Origin of the sequence: Halorhodospira sp. M38 (assembly GCF_022227985.1) — a bacterium.
In the GTDB taxonomy this organism is placed as follows: Bacteria; Pseudomonadota; Gammaproteobacteria; order Nitrococcales; family Halorhodospiraceae; genus Halorhodospira; species Halorhodospira halophila_A.
The window spans coordinates 1-24,191 of sequence record NZ_JAJNQP010000004.1 but is presented as its reverse complement, the minus strand read 5'-3'; the positions used below and the strand labels follow the sequence as shown (position 1 = coordinate 24,191).

Genomic DNA, 24,191 nt, shown 5'->3' with positions numbered 1-24,191 from the left:
GGCGCCGTGTTGCCCGTGATGTGAGGACCCAGCCATGGCGATGCTCGACTTTGAAAAAAAATATCGTGTCCGAGGAGGTACACTCCTCGGAGGGGACTTGTTTGACTTTTGGATTGGGCCGTTCTACGTGGGCATCTTCGGGGTGCTTACGGCGATCTTCGCGGTCCTTGGCACCGTCCTGATTATCTACGGTGCTTCCCAAGACACCTTCAATCTGTGGCAGATCTCGATCGCCCCGCCCGACCTTAGCTACGGGCTGGCCCTTGCGCCCATGATGGAGGGCGGCCTCTGGCAGATCATCACCGTCTGCGCTCTGGGCGCGTTCATCACCTGGGCCCTGCGGCAGGCGGAGATCTCCAAGAAGCTCGGCATGGGGTATCACGTGCCGGTGGCGTTCGCGGTCGCGATCCTCGCCTACGCGACGCTGGTGGTCTTCCGGCCGCTGCTGATGGGCGCCTGGGGCCACGGGTTCCCGTACGGGATCCTGAGCCACCTGGATTGGGTGTCGAACGTGGGGTATCAATACCTCCACTTCCACTACAACCCGGCCCACATGCTGGCCGTCACGTTCTTCTTCACGACCACCCTGGCCCTGGCGCTGCACGGTGGCCTGATCCTCTCGGTCACCAACCCCAAGAAGGGTGAGCCGGTTAAGACCGCGGAGCATGAGAACACCTTCTTCCGTGACGTCATCGGCTACTCCATCGGCAGCCTGGGCATCCACCGCCTCGGCCTGTTCCTGGCCCTGAATGCGGGCTTCTGGAGCGCGGTGTGCATCATCATCAGCGGCCCGTTCTGGACCCGCGGTTGGCCCGAGTGGTGGAACTGGTGGCTCAACGTCCCGATCTGGTCCTGGGGGGGGTAATCAGAAATGGCTGAGTATCAGAACATCTTTACCCGCGTTCAGGTCCGGGGCCCGACGGATCCGGGCGTCGAGCTCCCAGCCGCGGATTGGCCCCGGACCAAGGGAGCGACGCACTCTTGGCTGCTTGGGAAGATCGGCGACGCCCAGGTCGGTCCGATCTATCTCGGCACGACCGGTGTGATGTCGATCCTCTTCGGCATCGTGTCCATCGTCATCATCGGCATGAACATGCTGGCGTCGGTGGACTGGAGCCCGCTCGAGTTCATCCGTCAGTTCTTCTGGGTGGCCCTGGAGCCGCCGCCGCCGGAGTACGGCCTGAGCCTCCCGCCGCTCAATGATGGCGGGTGGTGGCTGATCGCCGGGTTCACGCTGACCCTGTCGGTCCTGCTCTGGTTCGCGCGGACCTACAACCGGGCACGGGCGCTCGGGCTCGGCACCCACGTGGCCTGGGCCTTCGCTGCAGCGATCTTCCTGTTCCTGGCGATCGGCTTCATCTGGCCGGTGCTGATGGGCAGCTGGGCGAAGAGTGTGCCGTTCGGCATCTTCCCGCACCTGGACTGGACCACGGCGTTCTCGCTGCGGTACGGCAACCTGTACTACAACCCGTTCCACATGCTGTCGATCGTGTTCCTGTTCGGTTCGGCTCTGCTGTTCGCGATGCACGGCGCCACCATCCTGGCGGCGGGTCGCTACAACGCGGAGCGCGAGATCGAGCAGATCACCGACCGCGGTACCGCTGCGGAGCGTTCGGCGCTGTTCTGGCGCTGGACCATGGGCTTCAACGCTACGATGGAGTCCATCCACCGGTGGGGTTACTGGTTCGCCATCCTCTGCGTGATTACGGGTGGCATCGGTATCCTGCTGACCGGCACCGTGGTCGAGAACTGGTACCTGTGGGGTGTCCACCACGGCATCGCCCCCGAGTATCCGGAGTTCTTCACACCGGCAGTGGATCCGGCAGCAGGGGGGACGGAGTGATGAGCAGTAAAATGTATCTGAACCGATCCTTGGCAGTTGGTGCCCTGTCCGCCGGTCTCGCAGTCGTCGTCGGGTGTGAGCGTCCGCCGGTAGATACCGAGCAGAAGGGCTACCGTGGCACCGGCATGGAGGAGGTCAACAACCCGCGGCTGCGGGACGATGACCTCCATCTGGCGCCGGAGGCCGCGGATCCGGTCTCGGCTGAAGGGCCCCGCGCCGGCGAGATCTACCAGAACGTGGAGGTGCTCGACGACCTGAGCGTGGCGGAGTTCACCCGGCTCATGCAGAGCATGACCGACTGGGTGTCGCCGGACGAGGGTTGCACCTACTGCCACGATGGCAACGATTTCGCCAGCGAGGAGCTGTACACGTACCAGGTCTCTCGTCAGATGATCGAGATGAACCGGTATGTGAACGCCAACTGGGACAGCCACATGGATGACACGGGTGTGACCTGCTACACGTGTCACCGTGGCGAGAACCTGCCGGAGGAGAGCTGGTTCGCCGAGCCGACGCCGGATGTGAACATGGCCGGCCTCGGCAACACCATGATGCAGAACCTGGCCAGCGAGAAGACCGAGTACACCTCGCTTCCGCGGAATGCGTTCGAGCGGTACCTGCTCGGGCACGATGATCTGCGGGTCGAGGGCGACACGATCCTGCCCCACCTCGATGAGTGGGACGTCTCGCTCCAGGACACCGAGGCTTCCTACAGCCTCATGATGCACATGTCCGCTGCAACCGGCTCCAACTGCACCACCTGCCACAACACCGGCCGGCTGGGGCAGTGGGACGAGAGCCCGGAGGAGCGGGAGATCTCCTGGCACGGCATCCGGATGACGCGTGATATCAACGCCAACTGGATCGAGCCGCTGGAGGCTGGTCAGCCCGAGGTTCGCCTGGGGCCGACCGGTGACATCGCCAAGGTCCAGTGCGCCACTTGCCACTACGGTGAGCAGCTGCCTCTGGACGGGGCCAAGATGGTCGATGACTATCCGGGCCTGATGGGCGAGGAGGACGCGGACTTCGACTTCCTGCAGTTTGGCGATCTCGGTACCGACGGTCTGCGCGACCGCAACGCCGAGTAAGAGGCAGGAAGCGATCCCGGGGGCCTCGGCCTCCGGGCCCGTCCTGAAGAAAACGGCGCCTTAAGGCGCCGTTTTTCTTTTTGTGGTGCGCCAGCGCCTTGGCTGGCTCTATTCGGGGAACTGTGGTGGTTGCCGGATGACTTGGAGGTGCGAGTCCTCTACCGGCCCGGCAAGGGGAAGGTTAGCCGAACGGCAAGGGTGTCCATCGTGAGGTGGAACCTGAAGGAAGCCGAAGGCAAAGCATTGGCCCGACAACTAGAAGTCGGTGCAAGGATAAGTGGGCGAAGTGTCCGTCGCGTACGGCGTATTGGCTGAGTCAGAACTGCGGCGAGCCACGGTAGAGGGTCGGGTCCGGGGGCGGAGGTAGGAGCGGAGCGAGCAGGGGCACGAGCGGCCGGGTTCGGCCGCCGCACCCCTTGCGCGGTCAGCGGACCGGTGCCAGCCCGGTCAGGTGCGCGATGTTCTTGAAGAAGATGCGCATATGTGCGAGCGGACGTGCTCGAACCAGGCGCTTGTTCATGTACGCATCCCAGGTCAGCGCCTGCACGTCCGGGTCGGCACAGATCCGCACGAACCGCTCCCGGCGGTTGTTGTTGGTGTACCAGAAACGCTGCATCACGCCGAGTACCCGGAAGACCTGGCCGTGGTCCCTGGTGAAGGCCTTCTCCGCCTGTGCGAGGGCCGCGCCGTCGCCGGTGTCCAAGGCCTGCTCCACGGCCTGGGCGGCATTTTGTCCCCCAACCATGGCGTAGTAGATCCCCTCGCCGGAGGCGGGAGCCACGGTCCCGGCGGCGTCGCCGGCTAGGACCACATTGCGCCCGTTGTCCCAGCGCTTGAGCGGGTGCATCGGGATCGGTGCCCCCTCCCGGCGCAGGGTTGTCGCCTGTTCCAGTCCGGCGTCCTGGCGCAAGCGCTCCACGGCCGAGCGCAGGGAGAAACCCTTGACCGCGCTGCCGGCGCCGACACTGACCGTGTCGCCATGGGGAAAGATCCAGCCGTAAAAGTCGGGAGAGATCGAGCCGCGGTAGTAGACGTCGGCCCGGCGTGGATCGAAGCGGTCGTCGTCGTCGGCAGCCGGGGCTTCGATGATCTCATGGTAGGCGGCGACCTGGGGGATCTCGGTCGCCCCCTGGATGGCCTGCCGGCCCACGGCGGAGTTGGCGCCATCAGCGCCGATAACGAACCGCGCCCAGACTTGCCGGGGCTCGGCCTCCGGGCCACCCCGACCCTCGGTGTAGCGGAGGTAGACGCCGCCGTCGCCCTCCTCAAGGTGCTTGAAGGTGGCCTCGCGTCGCTCGGCGCCGGCCTCGGCGGCACGGTTGCGCAGCCATTCGTCGAAGACCTCGCGATCGACCATGGCCACGTAGCCGTCCTGGATCGGCATGTCCACGTGGCGGTCGGAGGGCGAGACCATGCGGGCGGAGCCCACGGTGGCGCAGATCATCTCGTCGGGGATCTCGAAATCCTGGACGCAGCGCGGAGGGATCGCGCCGCCGCACGGCTTGATGCGGCCCGGGCGGTCGAGTAGTAGTACGGCGTGACCTTGTTGCGCGAGGTATCGGGCTGCAGTGGCACCCGCAGGGCCACCACCGACGACAGCGACATCGAAGCGCTCGACATTCTGCGAGTTGCTCATGGGCATCAGCTCCCTGCTGTGGCGGTGCCGTATTTCTGGTCGGTCTCGCCGGCTCGGTCCACCCGCGCAGCCAGCCAGGCCGAGACCAGGAAGAGCAGGGCGGCGAGCCCGAAGACCATGGAGTATCCGGCCGTCTCGTCACCGGCCAGGTAGCGGATTGCGTCGACGCCAACGGTTCCGAGGAAGCCGCCGAGGCCGAAGGCGATGGCCTGGGCAGCGCCCCAGAGGCCGACGCGGACCCCCTCCCGGCGCTCCTGGCCCTCGCTGGCGAGGCGCATCATGGAGCCGATGGCGGCTACGGCGAAGGCGCCGTTGGCCGCGCCGAGCGCGAACACCGGCAGGCCGACACGCCAGAGGCCGCTCTCGGAAACACTCTCCCACCAAAGCTCTTGGACGCCAGCGACGACGATCAGGTTGCCCAGAGCGATGCTCGAGGCGATGCAGCCGCCGATGGTCCAGGTGCGCAGGCTGCCGAGTTTGCCGCGACCGGCGAGGGCCGCGAGCAGCATCCCAGCCAGGACGCCGCCATTCTGAAACCCGCCCAGCTGGGTGGACTGCCCGGGGGTCAAACCGAAGACCAGGCCGGCGAACGGCTCCAGGATAAGATCCTGGGAGTTGTAGGCGAGCATCGAGAAAAACACGAAGATGGTGAACCGCCGCGCCTTCGGTTCATCCCAGATCTGGCCCAGCGCCTGAAAGAAGGGGGTCGTTGGGGTGCTCTGCGCATGGGCGCCGACGCTCTCGCGCCCTTCGCCCTCGACGCCCCAGACGGCGACGAAGGCCAGGACGACCGCCAGGGCGCAGACGACGCTGGTGACCCCTACCAGGCGCTCCATGGAGAACGGATCAAGGAAGTGCCCGGCGGTGCCTGCCGTTACCGCGAACCCGGCGATCATCATCACCCAGGTGACCATCGCTGCAGGTGCACGTCGCTCCGGTGACACCCGCGTCGCCAGCAGGGCGAGCAGCGCGGTACCGGCACTGCTGACACCGGCCCCGATCATGAGGAAGGCGACCGTAGCGAGGGCAACACCGCCGGCAGTGTTGGTCTCCATGAGCGCCGTCGCGAAGGAGGCGGTGACCCCGCCGGCGGCAAGCACCAGGATGCCGCCAAGGATCCAAGGGGTTCGTCGCCCGCCCACATCCGATCCGTAGCCCAGGCGCGGGCGTAGGATCTGAACGGCGTAGTGGAAGCCGACCAGCATGCCGGGCAGCATCGCCGGCAGGGCCAGCTCGACGATCATGACGCGATTGAGGGTAGTGGTGGTCAGCACCACCACAGCGCCCAGGGCCGTCTGGACGAGGCCGAGCCGGAGGATCCCCAGCCAGCCGATGTTGGGTGCGCTCATGCGCTGCCTCCGAGCATGCCGCCCAAGGCGAAGGCCGTGGCCAGCATGCCGAGCACGTAGAGGGTCGTGCCCGTGGCGTTATACCAGGGGGCGTAAGCTTTTGGATCGCGTAGCAGCCGGATCATCAGCAGAAGCTGAGCGGCCAACAGGGCGCTGACGATCAGGGCGTGCCAGGGCTGCTCCCAGGCGAGGAGCAGGCCGATCACCACCGCCTGCGGCAGCGCCATGACGACACAGGCCAGGCGCGCCGCATTCTGCGCGCCGAGATGAACGGGCACCGTCTTGAGCCCGGTCTGCCGGTCGCCCTCAATGGCCTTGAAGTCGTTGAGGGTCATGATGCCGTGGGCGCCGATGCTGTAGAGCAGGGCGACGAGCAGGATCCGCCAGTCCGGAAGCCCGGTGGCCATGATGGCCGCACCGGTGACCCAAGGCAGCCCTTCGTAGGAAAGGCCCACAGCGGCGTTGCTGATCCAGCCGTTGCGCTTCAGGCGTATGGGAGGGGCGCTGTAGGCCCAGGCCAGAAAGAGGCCGATACAGGCGGCCAGGAGGACCACCGGCCCGAGGGCAGCGGCGACGGCCAGGGCGAGCAAAGTGGTGCCGATCCCGATGTAGAGCCCCCAACGCCCGGGCATGCGGCCCGAGGGAATGGGGCGGTCGGGCTCGTTGATGGCGTCCACGTGGCGGTCGTACCAATCGTTGACGATCTGGCTGGTGCCGCAGACCAGCGGACCGGCGAGCAGCACACCGGCGGCGATCATCAGCCAGTGGATCCCCTCCGGGGAAGCGCCCACGGAAATGACACCACAGGCGAATGCCCACATCGGCGCGAACCAGGTGATCGGATGCATGATCTCGAACACCGTCGCCAGGCGCGGGCGCGTGAGCGCTGTATCAGGATGAGCTGCCCCAGACATGACGGTACAGTAAGGAGCCCCGATCCCCGGCGTCAAGCGGGCGTGACAGTCGGCCGCGCCCATTCGCCGCGGCGGGTCAGAACGCCTCGCCCAGGTTGAAGTAGACGGCCAGGCCGTCGCCATCTTCCGCGTCGCCGCGGGCGTACCCGCGGGCGAAATCGAGACGCAGGTGGATGCCGGCGTCGGGCACGAGGACGTAACGCAGGCCGCCGCCAACCCCGTACTTCAGGTGTTCTGAGGAGGCCTCCGAAAGGCGCGGGAAGACGTCGCCGGCGCCGGCGAAGGCAGCGCCCTGCCACCGCCCGGCGATGGGAAAGCGCCACTCGGCCTGTCCGGCAAGCAGCACGTTGTCGATGTAGCGCCCCTCGTAGAACCCGCGCAGGGTGCTGCCGCCCAGTCGGGGTTGGAGCGGCAGCGGTGCGTGGTCACCGGCGTACTCGCCGACGAATTGCAGCGCGACGGCGTGTCGCTCGCCGATGCCGAAGTAGTGGCGATGGTCGAGCTCGATCACACCGAACGCCTCATCGGCCCCCAGTGACTCGGGGAAGGCTACCGCCGCCAGCTCCGTGCGACTGCCGGAGGTGGGGAAGAACGGGCCGCTGCGAGTGTCCTGGGAGACGGTGGCACCGACGCCGTGGAGCCGGTTCTCGCGCGGCAGTTCACGCTCCTGGTAGTACCGATCCACCTTGCCGTCCGCATCGACGTCCTCCAGGTCGTAGCGAGCGGCATCCCAGCGCACGCCCGCGTACCAGGGGCCGCCAACCCAGCGTTGCAGGCGGAGGCTGTTGCTGCGGCGCAGTGCGGTGTACGACTCCTCATCGTCCTGCCGAGCCAGGGGGCCCTGCCCATAGTAATCCCGGGGAAACTCGCTGAGTGTGGTGCTGTTGGCGATCAGCCAGCGCCCATCAGCCAGGTAGGCGCGGCCACTGAGGGCGGCCAGGTACTGGCTTTCTGCAGTATAGAAGCCTACCAGGCTGAGGGTGTCGGTGCCCTCCGCACCGGTAGCCAGCTGGCGTGGCCGGAAGAGCACCGCCGTTGCTCCGCCGGCCCCCCCGGTCTCCGGGGTGTAGAAGACCAGCGGCACGACCACGCCCCCCGGTGAGCCGGCGCTCAGGAGGGCGGGGGCGCCGCCCAGGCCGATGAACAGGGCGGCCAGCAGTTGGCGGGCGCGTCGGGCCATGGGGCTGTCGTCGGCGATCGGGCTAGCGGGACCGACGCCACTATAGCCCCGGGCAAGCCCCTGGCGGAAGGCGCCCTTATCCCGGCCGCGTCAGGCCGGGGTGTCGGTGTCCTTGATGCCCATCAAATACAGGGTCCCGTCCAGGCCCAGGGTGGAGATCGATTGCCGCGCGCTCTCCTGGACCACCGGCTTGGCGTGGAAGGCGATACCGAGCCCGGCCAGGCGCAGCATGGGCAGGTCGTTGGCGCCGTCCCCGACGGCGATTACCTGTTCCAGGGCCAGGCCCTCCTGCTCCGCGATGTGGCGCAGCAGCTCGGCCTTGCGCGGGCCATCGACGATCTCGCCCTGGACCCGCCCGGTCAGTCGACCGTCGACAATCTCCAGGTCGTTGGCGTAGACGTAGTCGATGCCCAGGTGTTTCTGCAGATGGCGCCCGAAGTAGGTGAAGCCACCGGAGATAATCGCGGTGACGTAGCCGAAGGCCTTCAGCGTGCGCATCAGCCGCTCGGCGCCCTCGGTTAGCGTCAGGCTCCGGGCGACCTCTTCCAGGGTCTCTTCGGGCAGTCCCTCCAGGAGCCGGACGCGCTGGCGCAGGCTCTCGCGGAAGTCGATCTCGCCGCGCATGGCCTGCTCGGTGACTCGCGCGCACTCCTCGCCGACGCCGGCCGCCTTGGCCATTTCGTCGATGACCTCCTGCTGAATGAGCGTGGAGTCCATGTCGAAGGCGACCATGCGACGGTTGCGCCGGTACAGATTGTCTTCCTGGAAGCTGATGTCGATCCCGAGCTGCTGGGAGATCTCCATGAAGTCGCGCTTCATGGCGTCGGTGTCGACGGGCTGGCCCCGCACCGTCAGCTCCACACAGGCTCTTGAGCGTCGACCCTCCAGATGTAGCGGGCGACGGCCAGAGAGTCGCACGATGTCCTCGATATTCAACCCCTGGGCGGTGACGACGCTGGAGATGCGGGCAATCTGCGCGGCGCTCACGCTTCGGCCGAGCAGGGTGATGATGTGCCGCGGCTTGCCGGCGCCACGCACCCAGTGCTCGTACTGCTCCTGTGCCACCGGGGTGAAACGCACCTGCATCCCCGCATCGTGGAGGTGGAACAGCACGTCCTTGAGCACCGGGGAGACGTCCTTCTGCTCCGGTACCTCGATGAGAATGCCGAGCGACAGGGTGTCGTGGATCATCGCCTGCCCGATGTCGAGGATGTCGACATCGTACTCGGCCAGGATGCCCATCAGGGAAGAGGTCAGTCCCGGCTGATCCTCGCCGGACACGTTGATCAGGATGATCTCGCTCATAGCATCTACCATTCCGGGGTGAGCGCGTCATTGTAGGGGATCCGGCCCCGGCCGTGGTGGACACCGTGAGCCCTTGCCGAATCCGCGGGCTCATCGCAGACTAAAACGCTTCCGCGCGTTTCCCTGACTGGTGGCGAGGAGATTGCAAGTGACGCACATCGAAGAGGGGCTCAGGCGGGTGCTTCATCGGGCCGCCCGGGTGGTGGCGCTGACCGGCGCCGGGATCTCGGCCGAGAGTGGTGTGCCGACGTTCCGGGATGCGCAGAGCGGCTTCTGGGAGCGTTTCGACCCCGAGGAGCTGGCTACACCGGAAGCCTTCCGGCGCAACCCCCGCCGGGTCTGGGCCTGGTACGCGCAGCGCCGGCGCCTGGCCGAACAGGCCGAGCCCAATGCCGGGCACCGCGCCTTGGCCGACTGGGAGCGGCAACTTGGCGGCCTGCGCGTAATCACCCAGAACGTTGATGGCCTACACCAGCGCGCCGGGAGCCACGACATCATCGAGCTGCACGGCAACATCCACCGCGACCGTGTCTTCGAGGGTGCGGTAGTCGGGGCTTCAGATGCCCCGGAGTTGCCGCGGTGTCCGCACAGTGGCGATCTGCTGCGTCCGGATGTGGTCTGGTTCGGCGAGGCCCTGCCGTCCGGTGCCGTCGAGGCTGCGGTGACTGCGGTCCGGGAGGCCGACCTGGTCCTCTCCGTTGGCACCTCCTCACTGGTCCAGCCGGCTGCTTCCCTGCCGCTCGAAGCGCTGGAACGAGATATCCCGGTCCTGGAGGTCAACCGGGAGCCCACACCGCTGACCCCGGTGGCGGACTGGAGCCTGCGCGGCAGCGCCGGCGAGATCCTGCCGGCGCTGGTCGGGGCGGCGACCGAGCAGGTCTGAATCGCCGCGTGCCGCGGTTCAGAGGAAAGCGCGCGGCACCCGCTCATCCCAGGTCTTGGCGAAGACGCGCAGCCCGTTCTCGTAGGCATCTAGGGTGGCGTGGATTCGGAAGTGGCCCTCGTCGCAGGTGAGCAGGGTGCGGGTCTCGGTGTAGATCGACCAGTCACCGCGGCGTAGCCGTCGGCGGTGGATGACCTCGCCGCTCAGGGAGGTGAAGTCGTCGCCGCGTGCCCGATACCACTCGTCCGCGGAGCGTTCGACCTCCAGGTCCACGTCCTCCAGGTAAGCGCGGCCATCGTCCTCGATCACGTGTAGGGTCGACTCATCCCGTGCCAGGTCGCGCGAAACGATCCAATTGCCGTGGCCGTGCTCCAGGGCCGTCGATGCCGGGGGTGGCGCCGCCTCGGCCTCATCGAACGCGGGCAGCCCCCGGTCCTCCTCCCGGGGCGGGCGCACCGGTAGATCAAGGTGACAGCCCTCCGGATAGAGGGTCAGACGCACCGGCTGCGGTGGCGGCCAGGCCAGGGGCCAGTAGGAAGTGGATACAGCGAGTCGGATGCGGTGGCCCCGGGGGAATGACTGGGCGATGTGGTCCAGGGGGACCCGGATGCGTTCACGGCTGCCCGGCTCCAGGTAGGCGGGCTGGTCGTGGCCGTTGCGGTGGCAGAGGTTTAACACGCCGTAGGTGACGCGGGTCGCCTTGCCGTCCGGGGCCTCGTCGGAGAGGCGCACGGCGATCTGCGCCACTGGCCTGCTGGATTCAAGATCCAGCTCCACGACGGGGGCGCCGAGGATCTCCACCGCCTCCTCCAGGGGCTGCGTGTCGAAGATCAGGGCGCCACCGTCCTCCTCGCGCTGGTCGTAGGGCAGGTCGGGGCCGTTGTTGTAGGAACACCACTTGCCGCCGAACAGCCCCAGGGAGAGTGGCGACTGGATGGCCACAGGTTTACCCGCGTCGGTCTCCGGCGGAGGTTCACCGGGCCACTGCATGTGCCGCGGTGACAGTTGCAGCCGGGTCCAGTCGATGTTCGGCGACGGCCAGCCCGGCTCGGCCACCCAGCGGCCAGGGCGGCTGGCGTACTGGGTGCGCGGGCGCACGCTGTCCTGCATCCAGACCCGCAGGCGCGGCTCCTCCAGAAGGCCCCGCTCCTCGCCACGGAGCCACTGATCCCACCAGCGCAGTGCCTCCTGAAGGAAGCCGATCTGGGGGCCTGGCAGCCCCATATGGGGATAGATATGGCTCCAGGGGCCGACCAGGCCCTTGCAAGGAGCCTGCAGGTTTTCGACCAGGCGGAAGACCGGATTCGGGTAGCCGTCCGCCCAGCCGGAGACGATCATCACCGGGACCTGGATGGCGCTGTAATCCTCGCAGACCGAGCCGTGGCGCCAGTAGTCGTCGCGCTGCGGGTGACTCATCCACCGCTTGACCCATAGTCCGCTGTCTTCCAAGCGTTGCATCCACATCTCCCGCCAGCGGTCGCCGACAATCTTCGGATCGGGTGGCATGGAGTTGAAGGCGAACATCACCGATGCCCACGACAGGTTGTCGTTGAGCAGGCAGCCGCCCTTGTAGTGGACGTCGTCGGCGTAGCGATCATCCGTGGCTGCGACGGCGATCACGGCCTTGAGCTGCGGCGGCCTGCGGGCGGCCACCTGAAGGGCGTTGAAGCCCCCCCAGGAGATGCCCATCATCCCCACGTCCCCGGTACACCAGGGCTGCTCGGCGAGCCAGCGCAGGATGTCCTCGGCATCCTCCTGCTCCTGCAGCAGGTACTCGTCGGTCAGGACCCCTTCGGAGTCCCCGCTGCCACGCAGGTCGACCCGCACCCCGGCGTGGCCGTGGGCCGCGAAGTAGTGGTGGATCTGCGTGTCGCGCATGCGCTTGATATCGCGCTTGCGGTAGGGAATGAATTCGAGCACCGCCGGGACCGGGTTCCGCTCCGCTCCGGCGGGCTTCCAGATGCGCGCCGAAAGACGGGTGCCGTCGCGCATGGTGATCCACTGGTGCTCGACGACCTCGACTTCGTTGGGTAGTTCATGGACCGCTCTGGCTGCCATGGGGTGCATGCTCCCTTGCGGATGTCATCCTCTCAATATAGCGCCGCGGCCGGTGGATGGCACCTGGGTGGTCGGCGGCGCCATCCCCCGTTATGTTGAAGGGAAGTGGATGGGACGGTGTAGCCCGTCCGGGTCCGGGCACGGCGGTAGATCGAAGGGGTGACGTGTGGCCAAGATCGACAAGAGCGAGGCGGAGTGGCGGGAACTGCTGACGCCGGAGCAGTTTGCGGTGACCAGGCGGGGCAGCACCGAGACACCGTTCAGCGGGGCCTATTACCACTGTGATCGGTCCGGGGTGTATCGGTGCGTGTGCTGTAACTCAGCGCTGTTCTCCTCGCGCACCAAGTTCGAGTCCGGTACCGGGTGGCCCAGCTTCTGGGCACCGGTCGACGATGACCAGATCGTGATCCGGGAAGACCGTTCCCTCGGCATGGTCCGAGAAGAAGTCCTGTGCGCGACCTGTGACGCTCACCTGGGGCACGTCTTCGCCGATGGTCCGCCACCGACCCAGCTGCGTTATTGCATTAACTCGGTGGCACTGCAGCTCGATGAGGAAGCCGCCCCGGAGTGATCGCCTCGTTCGCGGTGCCGGGCGGCGGTTCCGGGGCAGAGTATCCTTGCTGAACAGGCAGGTGGCGGCGTAGGATATCCGGTCCACCGGTGTACGTACCCCGCGGCGGTCGCGTCGCCCGGCGCGCCCGCTTGCAGTGTTCGTGGAGCAATCGAGAGGCCGAAGAGCCGTGAGGAAAATGGATACCGCAATCGTCAACCCCCAGGCAGAGACCGACGCAACCCGCCATCCGCTTGCCGGCAAGACCATGAGCGGCGGTGAAATCATTGTAGAGGTCCTGGCGCAGGAGGGGGTGGATACGCTCTTCGGCTACAGCGGCGGCGCGATCCTTCCCACTTACGACGCCATCTTCAAGTACAACGAGCGCCGCCGGAAGGAGCAACAGGCCGGCGAAGAGGAGGACCCCATTCGGCTGATCGTCCCCGCCAACGAGCAGGGTGCGGGGTTTATGGCGGCCGGCTATGCGCGCGCCACCGGTAAGGTGGGCTGCTTCCTGGTGACCTCGGGCCCTGGGGCGACGAACACGGTGACCCCGATTCGCGACTGCATGGCCGACTCGGTGCCGGTCGTGGCGATCACCGGCCAGGTGCCGACCCACGCCATGGGGACCGACGCCTTCCAGGAGGCGCCCATCGTCAACATCATGGGCAGTTGTGCCAAGCACGTCTTCCTGGTCACCGACCCGGAGCAGCTCGAGGCCACGGTGCGCACCGCCTTCGAGGTGGCCCGCTCCGGACGTCCCGGTCCGGTTGTGGTCGATGTGCCCAAGAATATGCAGAACTGGATCGGCGAGTTCCGGGGCGAAGGGGTTCTGGAGGTGCGCGGTTATCGTCAGCGCATGGAGTCCCTGCGCTCGGCCAAGCTCTCGGACCGCAAGTGCCGCGCCTTCATGGAGATGCTCGAGCACTCCCGGCGGCCGCTGCTCTACGTCGGCGGCGGCGTGGTCAACGGTGAGGCCCATCAGGAGCTGCGCGACTTCGCACAAACGTTCGGGATCCCGGTGGTCAGCACCCTGATGGGGCTGGGCGCGATGGATACCACCGACGATCTCTATCTGGGCATGCTCGGCATGCACGGGACGGCCTACGCCAATTACGCCGTCGAGGACTGCGATTTCCTCATCGCGGTCGGCGCGCGCTTCGATGACCGTGTGGCCGGCAAGGTGGAGGAGTTCGCGCCGCTCGCCGAGCAGATCGCCCACATCGATATCGATGCCGCCGAGATCGGCAAGGTCAAGGGGGTTGACTGGGCGCACGTCGGCGAGGCCGGGCGTAGCCTGCGCCAGCTGCTGCGCTATGGGGAATCCATGGGGTTCGAGCCTCGCTTCGACGCCTGGCTCGAGCACGTCCGCGGTCTGCGCGAGCGCCATCCGATGAACTACGATCGCGACAGCGCGCTGATCCAGCCCCACTACGTCCTCGAGAAACTCAACGAGCTGACGGCGGGGGAGGCGATCATCGCCACCGGCGTCGGCCAGCACCAGATGTGGGCTGCGCAGTACTGCGACTTCCGCGGTCCGCGCCAGTGGCTGACCTCTGGCGGCCTGGGCACCATGGGCTTTGGCCTGCCGGCGGCCATTGGCGCCTATCTCGGGCGTCCGGACCGGATGGTCATCGATGTCGATGGCGATGGCTCGCTGCGCATGAACCTTGGCGAGCTGGAGACGGCCACGACCTACGACCTGCCGGTCAAGATCCTGTCGCTGAACAACGTCGGCGACGGTATGGTCCGGCAGTGGCAGAAGCTCTACTTCGGCGATCGTTTTTCCGGGTCGGACAAGTCGCTGCACCGCAAGGACTTCATCAAGGCGGCGGAGGCCGACGGCTATGAATTCGCCCGCCGGGTCGCCGATAAGGCGGAGCTTGAGCAGGCCCTGCGAGCCTTTGTCGAGTTCCCCGGGCCGGCCTTCCTCGAGGTGATGATCGATCCCGATGCTGGCGTGTTCCCGATGGTTGGGCCGGGCAGCAGCTACAAGGAGATGGTGACCGGCGATTACATCCCGAGCCGGGATGTGGCCCTGCGCCCGCGCACCAAGCTCGAGGACGGCGAGTCTCCGGACCTCTTCTGAGCGAGCCGGGCCGAGAGCCGTGAGCAGTGGTCCCGCTCCGCACGGGGTGGCACGGCTCGGTGGCCTCTGGCTGGGGGTGTTCCTGGACGCGCAGGGGCGCGTGGCCCGTGTGGCGGTCTCGGTGAATGCTCCCACGCTGGCACCGGACGAGACCGCTGATCCGCAGGCCCTTCGCGTGGTGCGCTGCCTAGAGTCGTGGGAGCAGCACCCTGCCGGTCCGGCGCGGCTCCCGCGGGCGCCGGCCGCTACCCCGTTTCAGGCGTGCCTGCGTGACGCCCTGCTCGAGCTGCAGCCGGGGAAGACGGTTTCCTACGGGGCGCTAGCGCGGCGGCTCGGGACCTCTCCGCGTGCCGTCGGTGCCGGGTGCCGGGCCAACCCGCTCCCTCTGCTTGTCCCCTGCCACCGGGTGGTGGGGCTTCGGGGCAGCGGTGGTTACGCCGGTGCCCGACAGGGCCATTTGACGCAGTTCAAGGCGTGGTTGCTGGAGCGCGAGCAACGGGCGTCGGCGCCTCGTGGTCCGTCCCCTTGAAAAGCCGCGCAGAAGGTCCCACATCCGGACGACGCAGGCCGTCGACGCCGTGCTCCGGCGCGCGGATCCACGTGTTCAACGAGAGGAGGAGGGGACCCCACCCATGAGCGCAGGTACGCAGAGCGAGACCCTCGAATTCCAGGCCGAGGTTCAGCAGCTGCTGAGCCTGATGATCCACTCGGTGTACTCGAATCGGGAGGTCTTCCTCCGCGAGCTCATCTCCAACGCTTCGGATGCCATCGACAAGCTCCGCTTCGAGGCACTCCAGCAAGAGGCCCTCTACGAAGGCGACCCTGAGCTCAAGATCCGTGTCGACTTCGATTCCGAGGCACGCACCATCACGGTGGCGGACAACGGCATCGGCATGAGCCGGGACGACGTGATCGAGAACCTCGGGACCATCGCCCATTCGGGAACCCGCCGTTTTCTCGAGCAGCTCACCGGTGATCAGCACAAGGACGCGCAGCTAATCGGGCAGTTCGGGGTCGGGTTCTACTCGGCCTTCGTGGTCGCCGACCGGGTCGAGGTCTACACCCGCAAGGCCGGCGCGCCCGCGGACGAGGGCGTGCGCTGGGTATCCGACGGCCAGGGCTCCTACACGGTAGACACCATCGAGCGCTCCGAACGGGGGACGGCCGTGGTGCTGCATCTGCCCGAGGCGCAACAGGAATTCTGTGACGGCATGCGCCTGCGGCAGATCATCCGCAAGTACTCCGATCATATCTCGGTGCCGATCGAGATGCCCGTGCCGAGCACGGCCTCGGACGACGACTCCGGCGAAGGGGCGGAGGAGCCAGGCCGGGAAATCGTCAACCGGGCCTCGGCGCTTTGGATGCGGCCGAAGAGCGAGGTCTCGGACGAGGACTACCGCGAACTCTACAAGCACGTTGCCCACGACTTCGACGATCCCCTGACCTGGATCCACAACCACGTCGAGGGGCGGCAGTCCTACGTCTCGCTGCTCTACATTCCCAAGCGGCCGCCGTTCGACCTCTACGAGCAGAAGCCCGCGCACGGGGTCAAGCTCTACGTCCGGCGGGTGTTCATTACCGAGGACACCGAGCACCTGCTGCCGCGCTACCTGCGCTTCGTGCGGGGCGTCATCGATTCCGATGACCTGCCGCTGAACATCTCCCGCGAGATGCTCCAGCACAACCCGATGATCAGCTCGCTGCGCTCGGCCTCGGTCAAGCGTATCCTCGACCGTCTCGAGCGCATGGCCAAGAACGAGCCGGAAGATTACGCCGCGTTCTGGCATGCCTTCGGCCGGGTCTTCAAGGAGGGCGTTGCCGAAGATGCCGGTAACCGGGAGCGCATCGCCCGGCTGCTGCGCTTCTCCTCGACGCACGAGGAGAAAGAGACCCCCGACGTGAGCCTGGACGACTATGTCGCCCGGATGAAGGAGGGCCAGGAGAAGATCTACTACGTGACGGCGGAGAGCTTCAACGCCGCGCGCAATAGCCCCCACCTGGAGATCTTCCGGCGCCACGGTATCGAGGTCTTGCTCTTGCCGGATCCGGTGGACGAGTGGCTGGTAGCCCACCTGCATGAGTACGATGGTAAGCAGCTGGCCTCGGTGGCCAAGGGTGAGCTGGACCTGGAGGCCCTTGGTGAGGAGGGCGACAAGGAGGCTCGCGAGGAGAAGGAGCAGGCCTGCCAAGAGCTGTGCCAGCGTCTGCAGGCGTCCCTGGGGGAGCGGGTCAGCGAGGTTCGGGTCAGCCACCGGCTGACGGACTCGCCGACCTGCCTGGTGGTCGGCGAGTATGACTTTGGCATGGGCATGCAGCGTCTGCTGCAGGCTGCCGGCCACCAGCTGCCCACCGGCAAGCCGGCGCTGGAGATCAACCCGGATCACTCGGTGATCGAGCGGCTGGGGGCAGAATCGGGGCAGCGCTTCGAGGACTGGGCCCTGACCCTCTACGAGCAGTCCCTGCTCGCCGAAGGCGGGCAGCTTGAGGATCCGGCGGCCTATGTCCGGCGTGTCAACAACCTGCTGGCCGGCTGAAGAGGGTGACCATGGCATCAAGACCCCCGGACGCATCGTCGTCGGAGGCCTTCGAACTCAAGGGACGCATGGCGACGCTAACGGTGGTCCGGGTCCTGACCACCGATGTCGATGCCCTGATCGGGCAGTTGACCGCAAAGCTCGAGGAGGCGCCCCGCCTGCTGCGCGGGGCGCCTATGCTTCTCGATCTCGATGGGGTTGACGGCGGGGCGCTGGATCTGCAGCGTCTGACCCGCGAGATGCGGGCTCTGGGCGCGGCCCCCGTGGCGGTGCGTGGTAACGGTGTGGATCCGGCGCGGCTCGAGTCCGCCGGGCTGGGGGTGTTGCCCGCCGAGGAGGAGCGGGACACCGGCGGGCAGGCGGTTGGACGGCCTGCGCGGCGCGAGGCCACACCCGCCCCGTCGGCTACCGCGCCCGCGCCCACACGGGTGATCGAGACGCCGGTGCGCTCCGGGCAGCAGATCTATGCGCGCGGAGGCAGTCTAGTGGTGCTCGGTCCGGTGGGACCGGGGGCCGAGGTCCTGGCCGACGGCGACATCCACATCTATGGTGCGCTGCGAGGCCGCGCACTGGCCGGGGTGCAAGGCAACGCCGGGGCGAGTATCTTTTGTCAGGGACTGGAAGCGGAGCTGGTCTCCGTGGCCGGCGAATACCAGGTCAATGAGCGGATCGCCACCGATCTGATCGGCCGCCCGGCTCGCGTCCACCTGGATGAGCACTCGGGCCTGCGGATTGAGGCCTTCGGAAAATAGTAATCACGACGGGGGAGCACGCGTGTCGAGGATTGTCGTCATAACATCGGGCAAGGGCGGGGTCGGCAAGACGACCACGGCTGCCTCGCTGGCGGCCGGGCTCGCCAGGGCCGGCCATCGGACCGCGGTGGTCGATTTCGATGTCGGCCTGCGCAACCTGGATCTGGTGATGGGCTGCGAGCGCCGGGTGGTGTTCGATTTCGTTAACGTGATCAACGGGGATGCGCGGCTGAATCAGGCCCTTATCAAGGACAAGCGGCTGTCGAACCTGTCGATCCTGCCGGCGTCTCAGACCCGGGACAAGGACGCGCTGACCCCGGATGGGGTCGAGCGCGTGCTCGATGAGTTGCGGGCGGAGTTCGATTACATCATCTGCGACTCGCCGGCGGGTATCGAGCGTGGGGCGCATCTGGCCTCGTATCACGCCGATGACGCCATCGTGGTGACCAACCCCGAGGTTTCCTCGGTGCGCGACTCCGACCGCGTCCTCGGGTTGCTTGCCAGCCGGACGCGGCGGGCGGAGCAGGGCGACGATCCGGTGCGGGAGCATCTGCTGTTGACCCGTTACGATGCGCAACGGGTCAAGAAGGGGGACATGCTCAGTGTCGAGGATGTCCAGGAGATCCTCGCCATCAATCTGCTCGGCGTGATCCCGGAGTCGCAGTCCGTGCTCAATGCATCGAACGCCGGGATTCCGGTGGTGCTGGAAGAGGGCGAGGACGCCGGGCAGGCCTACGACGACGCCATCGCTCGCTACCTGGGCGAGGATCGGCCCCACCGGTTCCTGCAGGCGGAGCGCCGCGGGCTGTTTGGCCGGATGTTTGGAGGTTAATGAAGGCTATGGGGATCGCCGACTACTTTCGTGAGCGGCGGCGAAGCCGGCGCGGCAGCGCCAGCGTCGCCAAGGAGCGGCTGCAGATCATCGTCTCCCATGAGCGGGCCGAGCGTGGCGGACCGGATTACCTGCCTATGCTGCGTCAGGAGCTGCTGGAGGTGGTTCGCCGCTACGTGACGGTCGACCCGGACGCGGTGCGGGTGGATGTCGAGCGCGACGGGCCGCACGAGGTGCTGGAGCTGAACATCACCCTCCCGGAGCGCGAGGAGGAGGGGGCGCAGCGCTGACGACGGCTGCGCCGCGGTGCCCGGAGCCTCAAGGCCCCAGCGCCTGGCCTTGGGCCAACACCTGGTCCCACTGTGCTGCTAAAGGCTGCTGCTTTGCTGCGTAACGTCGACTTCCAGCTTCAGCTGGTCCCCGGGATGTAGATAAGAGCCTTCCGAAATCCCGTTCCAGCGCTTGATATCCCCGACGTTAACGTTGAAGCGCTGCGCAATCCGGGCCAGCGAGTCCCCCTGGCGGACCGTGTAGGTGACCGACTGGGTGCTGCTGTCGCCGGGACCGCCGGCGGCCTGCATGACGTCTCCCTCGACCCAGACGACCAGCTCCTGGCTCGGCCGCAGGGTGTCCCCGGGCGCCATGCCATTCCAGCGTGCCAGCTCCTTGACCCCGACATTGTAAGTGCGGGCGATGTCCCACAGCGTCTCGCCCGCCTGCACCGTATGCTCGCGCCGTTCGCCCTGGCGCTCCCGATTCTGCAGCGCCTCCAGGCGATTGGCAGCGCTCAGCGAGTACTCGCTGGGCGGGCGGCTGGAGACGGGGACGTAGAGGTGGTCGCCGGCGCGCACGGTATCGCCGCGCAGCCCGTTGATATCCCGTAGCAGCTCGACGGTGACGTTGTACTGGTTGGCGACGTGGGTCAGTGTCTCGCCGGATTCGATGCGGTGGCGGCGCCACTCGACAAAGTCCTCCGGGTCCATGGCGGCGAGTTCCCGCTCGAACCGGTCCGCGTTCTCCTTGGGGAGTACCAGGCGATGCGGCCCTTCCGGGGCCGTGGCCCAGCGGTTGAGACCGGGGTTGAGGATGTAGAGCCGGTCGATGGAGATATCGGCGAGTTCCGCGGCCAGCGCCAGGTCGATCTGGCGGTCCGCCTCGACCACCCGGATGCGCGGCTTGTTGGGGATGTTTGGCAGTGCCACGTCGTGGGCCTCGGGATCCTGAAGGATATCCCGGATGGCCAGGATGCGCGGGACGTAGCGCATCGTCTCGGCAGGCAGCTGCAGGTTCCAGTAGTTGGGGTCCTTGCCCTCGGCGCGGGCTCGCTGTATGGCGGCCCGCACGTTACCTTGGCCGGCGTTGTAGGCGGCCATGGCCAGCAGCCAGTCGCCATCGAACGCCTCGTTGAGCCGCTCCAGGTAGTCCAGGGCCGCGTCCGTGGAGGCAACCAGATCCCGTCGGCCGTCGTACCAGTAGTTCATCTCCAGGCCGAAGAAACGTCCAGTACTCGGGATGAATTGCCAGATGCCGGCTGCCCGACCGTGGGAGTAAGCGAAGGGGCGGAACCCGCTTTCGACGATGGCGAGCGCGACCAGTTCCGCGGGGAGATCGCGCTCCTCGAGCTCGTCGAGGATGTAGTGAAGGTACGGCTCGGCCCGCCGGCCGACCGCCTCGAAATAGGCATCGCGGCCCGCGAAGAGCTGCAGTTCGCGCTCGACCCGTTCGTTCTCGTAGCGGTCGATCCGGAACGAGGTGCGCAGCCTGTCCCAGACCTGCAGGGGGTAGTCGGGTACGGTGCGGGTGTAGTGGCCGGGCTGGTAGTCATAGTCCGGTGTCAGTTCGAAGGGGCGACCCAGGCCGGCTTCCAGGGTTTCGGTCTCCAGGTCCCGCACCCAGGCCGGGATGTCCCGGCCGTCCGCTTCCGGACCGTGCAGATCATGGACAAAGGTGCGCGAGTCAAAGCTGGTGCAGGCGGTGACAGAAAGCGCGGTCAACGCTCCGGCAGCTGTCCGTTTCACGTCCACGGTCATGCCCCCAAGGTCCGGGTTGTTGTTCTTGATTGCTCGGTACCGGCGGTGGCCGGGCCTCAGCTGGCGTCTTTCCACTGCCGCAGCGCGGCGAAGACGTGATCCGCCTGCTCCAGGTCTTTGCCACACCAGTCCTGAGCCGAACGGCGCAGCTCCGGGCGATCCGCGCGCAGGAACGGATTGGTGGCCAGCTCCTCGGCCAGCGTCGACGGGACCGTAGGCTGTCCCGCGGCGCGGGCATGCCGCGCCGCCTGCAGGCGCTGGGCCAGCCGTTCGTTGTCCGGATCAGCCCGGTGGGCGAATTCCAGGTTTTTGACGGTGTATTCGTGCCCGCAGCAGACCCGGGTATCGGCCGGCAGTCCGGCGAGGCGCTGCAGGGAGGCGTGCATCTGCCCGGCCGTGCCCTCGAAGACTCGGCCGCAGCCCCCGGCGAAGAGGGTGTCGCCACTGAACAGGTGACCGTCCCAGAGGTAGGCGATGTGCCCGGCCGTGTGCCCGGGGCAGTCCAGTACCCGGAAGTCACCGAAACCATCCAGGGCGAAGTGATCCCCGCCGGAGACCAGGTGGTTGACAGCCGGGATCGCCTCACCAGCGGGGCCGAACACGGGCACTTGGTGCCGTTCGGCCAACTCCGCCACGCCGGCGGTGTGATCGCCGTGGTGGTGGGTGACCAGGATGCCGGAAAGGCGAAGGCGGTGGTCGTTCAGCCAAGTCGCGACCACCTCGGCGTCGCCTGGATCCACGGCGATCGCGGCGGCGCCCGCGTGGTCCCGGGCCATCCAGATGTAATTATCGGCAAGTGCCGCGAGGGGTTCGGCGTTAATCATCGCCGAGCATCCTACCGTGTCAAGCCCGTGCGGCAAACCCCCCGCGACCGCAGCGTTTCTTCGGGGCGCCGGAGGGGGCGAGCAGATGAGTTCAGTGCAGTGCTCGGGTAAGGTTGGACCTGAAAGAATGCGCGCCACGGGGGGCACATGCAGAACCTTCACGCCTGGTACGGCACACCGTTGGGGCAGCGGGTCGGTGCTGCCGAGCGCGGGGCCGTGGCCGACGCCCTGGCGCATTTGGGGATTGGTGATACGGTCTGCATCGGTCCGGTTGCCCATCCGTTGCCTTTGGCCCCCACCGTCCGGCAGTGGCGGGTGGGGCCCGGGGGCGATCTAGTGGCAACCCCCCAGCAGCTGCCGTTTCGCGGCCACAGCGTCGATGCCGTGATCCTCAGTCACGTCCTCGAGTTCGGTGAAGAGCCGGCGGCCGTGCTTTCCGAGGCGTACCAAGTGCTGGCCCCCGAGGGGCGGTTGGTCGTGCTGACCTTCAATCCGTTGGGGTTGTGGGGCGTTTGTCGGTTGTGGGGTTGGTGCCGGTCATCCCGGGCCCCGTGGCGCGGGCGGCAGTGGCCGGCGTCCAGCGTGGGGGTCCATCTGCGGCGTTGCGGGTTCGAGACGCTGGCGCGTCACTCGCTCTGTTTTCGGTTGCCCATGCAGGGTGAACGCCTGCAAAAGCGACTGGATCCGTGGGAGGATAGGCTCCGCCGGCTCGGGCGCTTTGCCGCCGGCGTACAGATGACCGTAGCGGTGCGGCGGGAGCCGGGATCGCTACGGGGGCATACCCTGGTCGAGCGCGTGGGCCGAGGGGCTCGCGTCGGTGCAGCGCACCCGGCGGGACGGGTCCGCGTGCAGGCCCTAAATCGAGGAGGCAGTGCGTGACCGAGCAACGCGGTGTGGTCGAGGCATTCACGGACGGCGCGTGTCGGGGCAATCCCGGCCCCGGTGGGTGGGGCGTGCTGCTGCGCTACGGCGAGCATGAGCGTGAACTCTACGGCGGGGAGCCGGAGACCACCAACAACCGCATGGAGCTCACCGCGGCGATCCGAGCCCTGGAGGCCCTAGAGCGGCCCTGCCGCGTGGTTCTGACCACCGACTCGCAGTACGTGCGCCGTGGGATCACCGAGTGGCTGGACGGCTGGAAGCGCCGGGGGTGGCGAACTGCCTCGCGCAAGCCCGTGCTCAACCAGGATCTGTGGCAGCGGCTCGATGAGCTGGCGGCCTACCATCGGGTCGAGTGGCGCTGGGTGCGCGGCCACGCCGGTCACGCCGAGAATGAACGCGCCGATGCCCTGGCCAATCAGGGGATCGACGAGCTGGTCGCCTAGGTCCGCTGCCCGTCCCCGGCGGGCCTGGGCTAGAATCGGAACGCCCAATTCCAACCTGTAACAAACCGGAGAGTAGCGCATGAACAAAGCCGATCTGGCTGACAAGGTCGCAGCCGAAACCGGGGTCTCCAAGCGTGTCGCCACGGATGCGGTCAATGCTGTCTTTACGGGCATCGAGGAGAGCCTGGCGAGCGGGGAGGATGTCTCGATCCCCGGGTTTGGCAAGTTCGCCGTGGTCGCGCGCCCCGAGCGGCAAGGGCGCAACCCGCAGACGGGGGAGTTGATCGACATCCCCGCCGGCATGAACGTCCGCTTCAAGCCTGGGGCGCCGCTCAAGCGTTCGGTGGATCAGTAACAGGAGGTCGCCATGTCCCGTCGGCTTCGGCGTTGGGTCGGAGCAGGGTGCCTGGGGATTGCAGGCGCCCTGATGGCCGCGTGCAGCGGTGGTGACGCTGGCACGCTGGCTGCCGATTACTGCGACTACATCCGCAACGCCGACGACATGCCCTTCGAGCAGCAGCAAGAAGCCATCACAGCGCTCGACGAGCGTTACCAGCGCAAGGGCATTCGCGAGAGCAGCATTCGTGTGGCGATTCAGCGCGAGTGTCCGGATGCCCTGGCCGAGCACGATGTCCGTATGCTGGGCGTGCTCGGCGAGATGCTGCGTGAGACGCGAGACGAGCTACAGGAACTGCGATAGCGCCTGGCCCCGGGAGAGCCCCTCCCGGGTCGCACTATGAGAGTGCGCACTCGTGCCCGGTTGCATCACGATGGTGCAACCGGGCCTCCATCCCGCTCGGCTGCACCATCATAAGGCCCCGTCTGCGCGGGAATCCCGGAAGCTGGCACAGGGATTGCTACCACCTTCGTGAGCCCCAGCTGGGGAACATTGATTAGCCGATTCGGAGGTGGAACCCCATGGCTGCAACCGGTAAGGACGTACTCAAGCTCATCAAGGATGAGGACGTGAAGTTCGTCGATCTGCGCTTCACCGACACC

Annotated in this window: 23 protein-coding genes; 15 read left to right on the top strand and 8 right to left on the bottom strand. The window is 67.1% G+C overall.

Annotated elements, in window-relative coordinates; genetic code table 11:
• Positions 1–34: 34 nt before the first annotated feature.
• The 3 genes from pufL to pufC are packed head-to-tail and all read left to right on the top strand — an operon-like array spanning position 35 to position 2,931.
• Entirely contained in the window at positions 35–865 is an 831-nt protein-coding gene (pufL, locus tag LRA98_RS03975; RefSeq protein WP_201242203.1) for a photosynthetic reaction center subunit L, read from the top strand.
• Positions 866–871: 6 nt separating this feature from the next.
• Entirely contained in the window at positions 872–1,843 is a 972-nt protein-coding gene (gene pufM, locus LRA98_RS03970; RefSeq protein WP_201242204.1) for a photosynthetic reaction center subunit M, read from the top strand.
• Positions 1,844–1,854: 11 nt separating this feature from the next.
• Positions 1,855–2,931 (top strand): photosynthetic reaction center cytochrome PufC, encoded by a 1,077-nt coding sequence (gene pufC, locus LRA98_RS03965; RefSeq protein WP_238632473.1) that lies wholly within the window; start codon positions 1,855–1,857, stop codon positions 2,929–2,931.
• 424 nt (positions 2,932–3,355) lie between these two features.
• Here pufC and LRA98_RS03960 read toward each other — a convergent pair whose 3' ends face one another.
• The 5 genes from LRA98_RS03960 to serB all read right to left on the bottom strand — a co-directional run bounded on the left by LRA98_RS03960 (position 3,356) and on the right by serB (position 9,315).
• The gene (locus LRA98_RS03960; protein ID WP_238632472.1) at positions 3,356–4,573 is read right to left on the bottom strand and encodes a geranylgeranyl diphosphate reductase; all 1,218 of its coding nucleotides are present in this window, start codon (positions 4,571–4,573) and stop codon (positions 3,356–3,358) included.
• Positions 4,573–5,916, bottom strand: coding sequence for a BCD family MFS transporter (locus LRA98_RS03955; protein ID WP_201170942.1), 1,344 nt, complete (start codon positions 5,914–5,916; stop codon positions 4,573–4,575). The genes LRA98_RS03960 and LRA98_RS03955 overlap by 1 nt, the downstream gene beginning before the upstream one ends.
• The gene (chlG, locus tag LRA98_RS03950) at positions 5,913–6,830 is read right to left on the bottom strand and encodes a chlorophyll synthase ChlG (protein ID WP_201170941.1); all 918 of its coding nucleotides are present in this window, start codon (positions 6,828–6,830) and stop codon (positions 5,913–5,915) included. Before chlG ends, LRA98_RS03955 begins: the two co-directional genes overlap by 4 nt.
• A 76-nt stretch (positions 6,831–6,906) precedes the next feature.
• Positions 6,907–8,010, bottom strand: coding sequence for a BamA/TamA family outer membrane protein (locus tag LRA98_RS03945; protein ID WP_201242208.1), 1,104 nt, complete (start codon positions 8,008–8,010; stop codon positions 6,907–6,909).
• Positions 8,011–8,100: 90 nt separating this feature from the next.
• Positions 8,101–9,315 (bottom strand): phosphoserine phosphatase SerB, encoded by a 1,215-nt coding sequence (serB, locus tag LRA98_RS03940; RefSeq protein ID WP_201170935.1) that lies wholly within the window; start codon positions 9,313–9,315, stop codon positions 8,101–8,103.
• A gap of 148 nt (positions 9,316–9,463) precedes the next feature.
• Between serB and LRA98_RS03935 the strand changes: the two genes are divergently transcribed.
• A complete protein-coding gene (locus LRA98_RS03935; protein WP_338018544.1) occupies positions 9,464–10,198 on the top strand; it encodes an SIR2 family NAD-dependent protein deacylase in 735 nt (244 codons plus the stop codon).
• Between the two features lie 18 nt (positions 10,199–10,216).
• Here the strand turns inward: LRA98_RS03935 and LRA98_RS03930 are convergent, their stop codons facing one another.
• Positions 10,217–12,256 (bottom strand): CocE/NonD family hydrolase, encoded by a 2,040-nt coding sequence (locus tag LRA98_RS03930; RefSeq protein WP_238632471.1) that lies wholly within the window; start codon positions 12,254–12,256, stop codon positions 10,217–10,219.
• 166 nt (positions 12,257–12,422) lie between these two features.
• Between LRA98_RS03930 and msrB the strand changes: the two genes are divergently transcribed.
• The 7 genes from msrB to minE all read left to right on the top strand — a co-directional run bounded on the left by msrB (position 12,423) and on the right by minE (position 19,303).
• Positions 12,423–12,827 carry a peptide-methionine (R)-S-oxide reductase MsrB gene (gene msrB / locus LRA98_RS03925; RefSeq protein ID WP_201170932.1) on the top strand — a complete coding sequence of 135 codons (405 nt, stop codon included), beginning with the start codon at positions 12,423–12,425 and terminating at the stop codon, positions 12,825–12,827.
• 178 nt (positions 12,828–13,005) lie between these two features.
• Positions 13,006–14,895, top strand: a complete 1,890-nt coding sequence (ilvB, locus tag LRA98_RS03920; RefSeq protein WP_238632470.1) for a biosynthetic-type acetolactate synthase large subunit — start codon at positions 13,006–13,008, stop codon at positions 14,893–14,895.
• 19 nt (positions 14,896–14,914) lie between these two features.
• Positions 14,915–15,424, top strand: a complete 510-nt coding sequence (locus LRA98_RS12975; protein ID WP_338018543.1) for a methylated-DNA--[protein]-cysteine S-methyltransferase — start codon at positions 14,915–14,917, stop codon at positions 15,422–15,424.
• Positions 15,425–15,527: 103 nt separating this feature from the next.
• Entirely contained in the window at positions 15,528–17,429 is a 1,902-nt protein-coding gene (gene htpG, locus LRA98_RS03910) for a molecular chaperone HtpG (RefSeq protein ID WP_238632469.1), read from the top strand.
• A gap of 11 nt (positions 17,430–17,440) precedes the next feature.
• The gene (minC, locus tag LRA98_RS03905; RefSeq protein ID WP_201170921.1) at positions 17,441–18,181 is read left to right on the top strand and encodes a septum site-determining protein MinC; all 741 of its coding nucleotides are present in this window, start codon (positions 17,441–17,443) and stop codon (positions 18,179–18,181) included.
• Positions 18,182–18,203: 22 nt separating this feature from the next.
• Positions 18,204–19,013, top strand: coding sequence for a septum site-determining protein MinD (gene minD / locus LRA98_RS03900; RefSeq protein WP_201170918.1), 810 nt, complete (start codon positions 18,204–18,206; stop codon positions 19,011–19,013).
• Between the two features lie 8 nt (positions 19,014–19,021).
• Positions 19,022–19,303: a cell division topological specificity factor MinE gene (gene minE / locus LRA98_RS03895; RefSeq protein ID WP_011814375.1), complete on the top strand. Its 282-nt coding sequence runs from the start codon at positions 19,022–19,024 to the stop codon at positions 19,301–19,303.
• A gap of 78 nt (positions 19,304–19,381) precedes the next feature.
• On the opposite strand, the gene LRA98_RS03890 is transcribed toward minE, so the two are convergent.
• Together LRA98_RS03890 and gloB are read right to left on the bottom strand one after the other, a co-directional pair.
• Positions 19,382–21,007, bottom strand: coding sequence for a lytic transglycosylase (locus LRA98_RS03890; protein WP_238632468.1), 1,626 nt, complete (start codon positions 21,005–21,007; stop codon positions 19,382–19,384).
• 92 nt (positions 21,008–21,099) lie between these two features.
• Positions 21,100–21,867 (bottom strand): hydroxyacylglutathione hydrolase, encoded by a 768-nt coding sequence (gene gloB / locus LRA98_RS03885; protein ID WP_238632467.1) that lies wholly within the window; start codon positions 21,865–21,867, stop codon positions 21,100–21,102.
• 147 nt (positions 21,868–22,014) lie between these two features.
• On the opposite strand from gloB, the gene LRA98_RS03880 reads away from it, so the two are divergent.
• The 4 genes from LRA98_RS03880 (at position 22,015) to LRA98_RS03865 (ending at position 23,892) form a co-directional block, all read left to right on the top strand.
• Positions 22,015–22,746, top strand: a complete 732-nt coding sequence (locus LRA98_RS03880) for a class I SAM-dependent methyltransferase (protein WP_201170911.1) — start codon at positions 22,015–22,017, stop codon at positions 22,744–22,746.
• Positions 22,743–23,192, top strand: a complete 450-nt coding sequence (rnhA, locus tag LRA98_RS03875) for a ribonuclease HI (protein ID WP_201242212.1) — start codon at positions 22,743–22,745, stop codon at positions 23,190–23,192. Before LRA98_RS03880 ends, rnhA begins: the two co-directional genes overlap by 4 nt.
• A 79-nt stretch (positions 23,193–23,271) precedes the next feature.
• Positions 23,272–23,547 (top strand): HU family DNA-binding protein, encoded by a 276-nt coding sequence (locus LRA98_RS03870; RefSeq protein WP_201170905.1) that lies wholly within the window; start codon positions 23,272–23,274, stop codon positions 23,545–23,547.
• Positions 23,548–23,559: 12 nt separating this feature from the next.
• The gene (locus LRA98_RS03865) at positions 23,560–23,892 is read left to right on the top strand and encodes a hypothetical protein (RefSeq protein WP_201170903.1); all 333 of its coding nucleotides are present in this window, start codon (positions 23,560–23,562) and stop codon (positions 23,890–23,892) included.
• Positions 23,893–24,191: the final 299 nt, after the last annotated feature.

What these genes read in the sequence shown, in the direction of transcription:
- LRA98_RS03870 (WP_201170905.1), top strand. Translation starts at nt 23,272, where the DNA reads ATGAACAAAGCCGATCTGGCTGACAAGGTCGCAGCCGAAACCGGGGTC.
- chlG (WP_201170941.1), bottom strand. Translation starts at nt 6,830, where the DNA reads ATGTCTGGGGCAGCTCATCCTGATACAGCGCTCACGCGCCCGCGCCTG.
- pufM (WP_201242204.1), top strand. Translation starts at nt 872, where the DNA reads ATGGCTGAGTATCAGAACATCTTTACCCGCGTTCAGGTCCGGGGCCCG.
- LRA98_RS03865 (WP_201170903.1), top strand. Translation starts at nt 23,560, where the DNA reads ATGTCCCGTCGGCTTCGGCGTTGGGTCGGAGCAGGGTGCCTGGGGATT.
- ilvB (WP_238632470.1), top strand. Translation starts at nt 13,006, where the DNA reads ATGGATACCGCAATCGTCAACCCCCAGGCAGAGACCGACGCAACCCGC.
- LRA98_RS03945 (WP_201242208.1), bottom strand. Translation starts at nt 8,010, where the DNA reads ATGGCCCGACGCGCCCGCCAACTGCTGGCCGCCCTGTTCATCGGCCTG.
- pufL (WP_201242203.1), top strand. Translation starts at nt 35, where the DNA reads ATGGCGATGCTCGACTTTGAAAAAAAATATCGTGTCCGAGGAGGTACA.
- gloB (WP_238632467.1), bottom strand. Translation starts at nt 21,867, where the DNA reads ATGATTAACGCCGAACCCCTCGCGGCACTTGCCGATAATTACATCTGG.
- minC (WP_201170921.1), top strand. Translation starts at nt 17,441, where the DNA reads ATGGCATCAAGACCCCCGGACGCATCGTCGTCGGAGGCCTTCGAACTC.
- htpG (WP_238632469.1), top strand. Translation starts at nt 15,528, where the DNA reads ATGAGCGCAGGTACGCAGAGCGAGACCCTCGAATTCCAGGCCGAGGTT.
- minE (WP_011814375.1), top strand. Translation starts at nt 19,022, where the DNA reads ATGGGGATCGCCGACTACTTTCGTGAGCGGCGGCGAAGCCGGCGCGGC.
- LRA98_RS03960 (WP_238632472.1), bottom strand. Translation starts at nt 4,573, where the DNA reads ATGCCCATGAGCAACTCGCAGAATGTCGAGCGCTTCGATGTCGCTGTC.
- LRA98_RS03880 (WP_201170911.1), top strand. Translation starts at nt 22,015, where the DNA reads ATGCAGAACCTTCACGCCTGGTACGGCACACCGTTGGGGCAGCGGGTC.
- LRA98_RS03930 (WP_238632471.1), bottom strand. Translation starts at nt 12,256, where the DNA reads ATGGCAGCCAGAGCGGTCCATGAACTACCCAACGAAGTCGAGGTCGTC.
- serB (WP_201170935.1), bottom strand. Translation starts at nt 9,315, where the DNA reads ATGAGCGAGATCATCCTGATCAACGTGTCCGGCGAGGATCAGCCGGGA.
- LRA98_RS03955 (WP_201170942.1), bottom strand. Translation starts at nt 5,916, where the DNA reads ATGAGCGCACCCAACATCGGCTGGCTGGGGATCCTCCGGCTCGGCCTC.
- pufC (WP_238632473.1), top strand. Translation starts at nt 1,855, where the DNA reads ATGTATCTGAACCGATCCTTGGCAGTTGGTGCCCTGTCCGCCGGTCTC.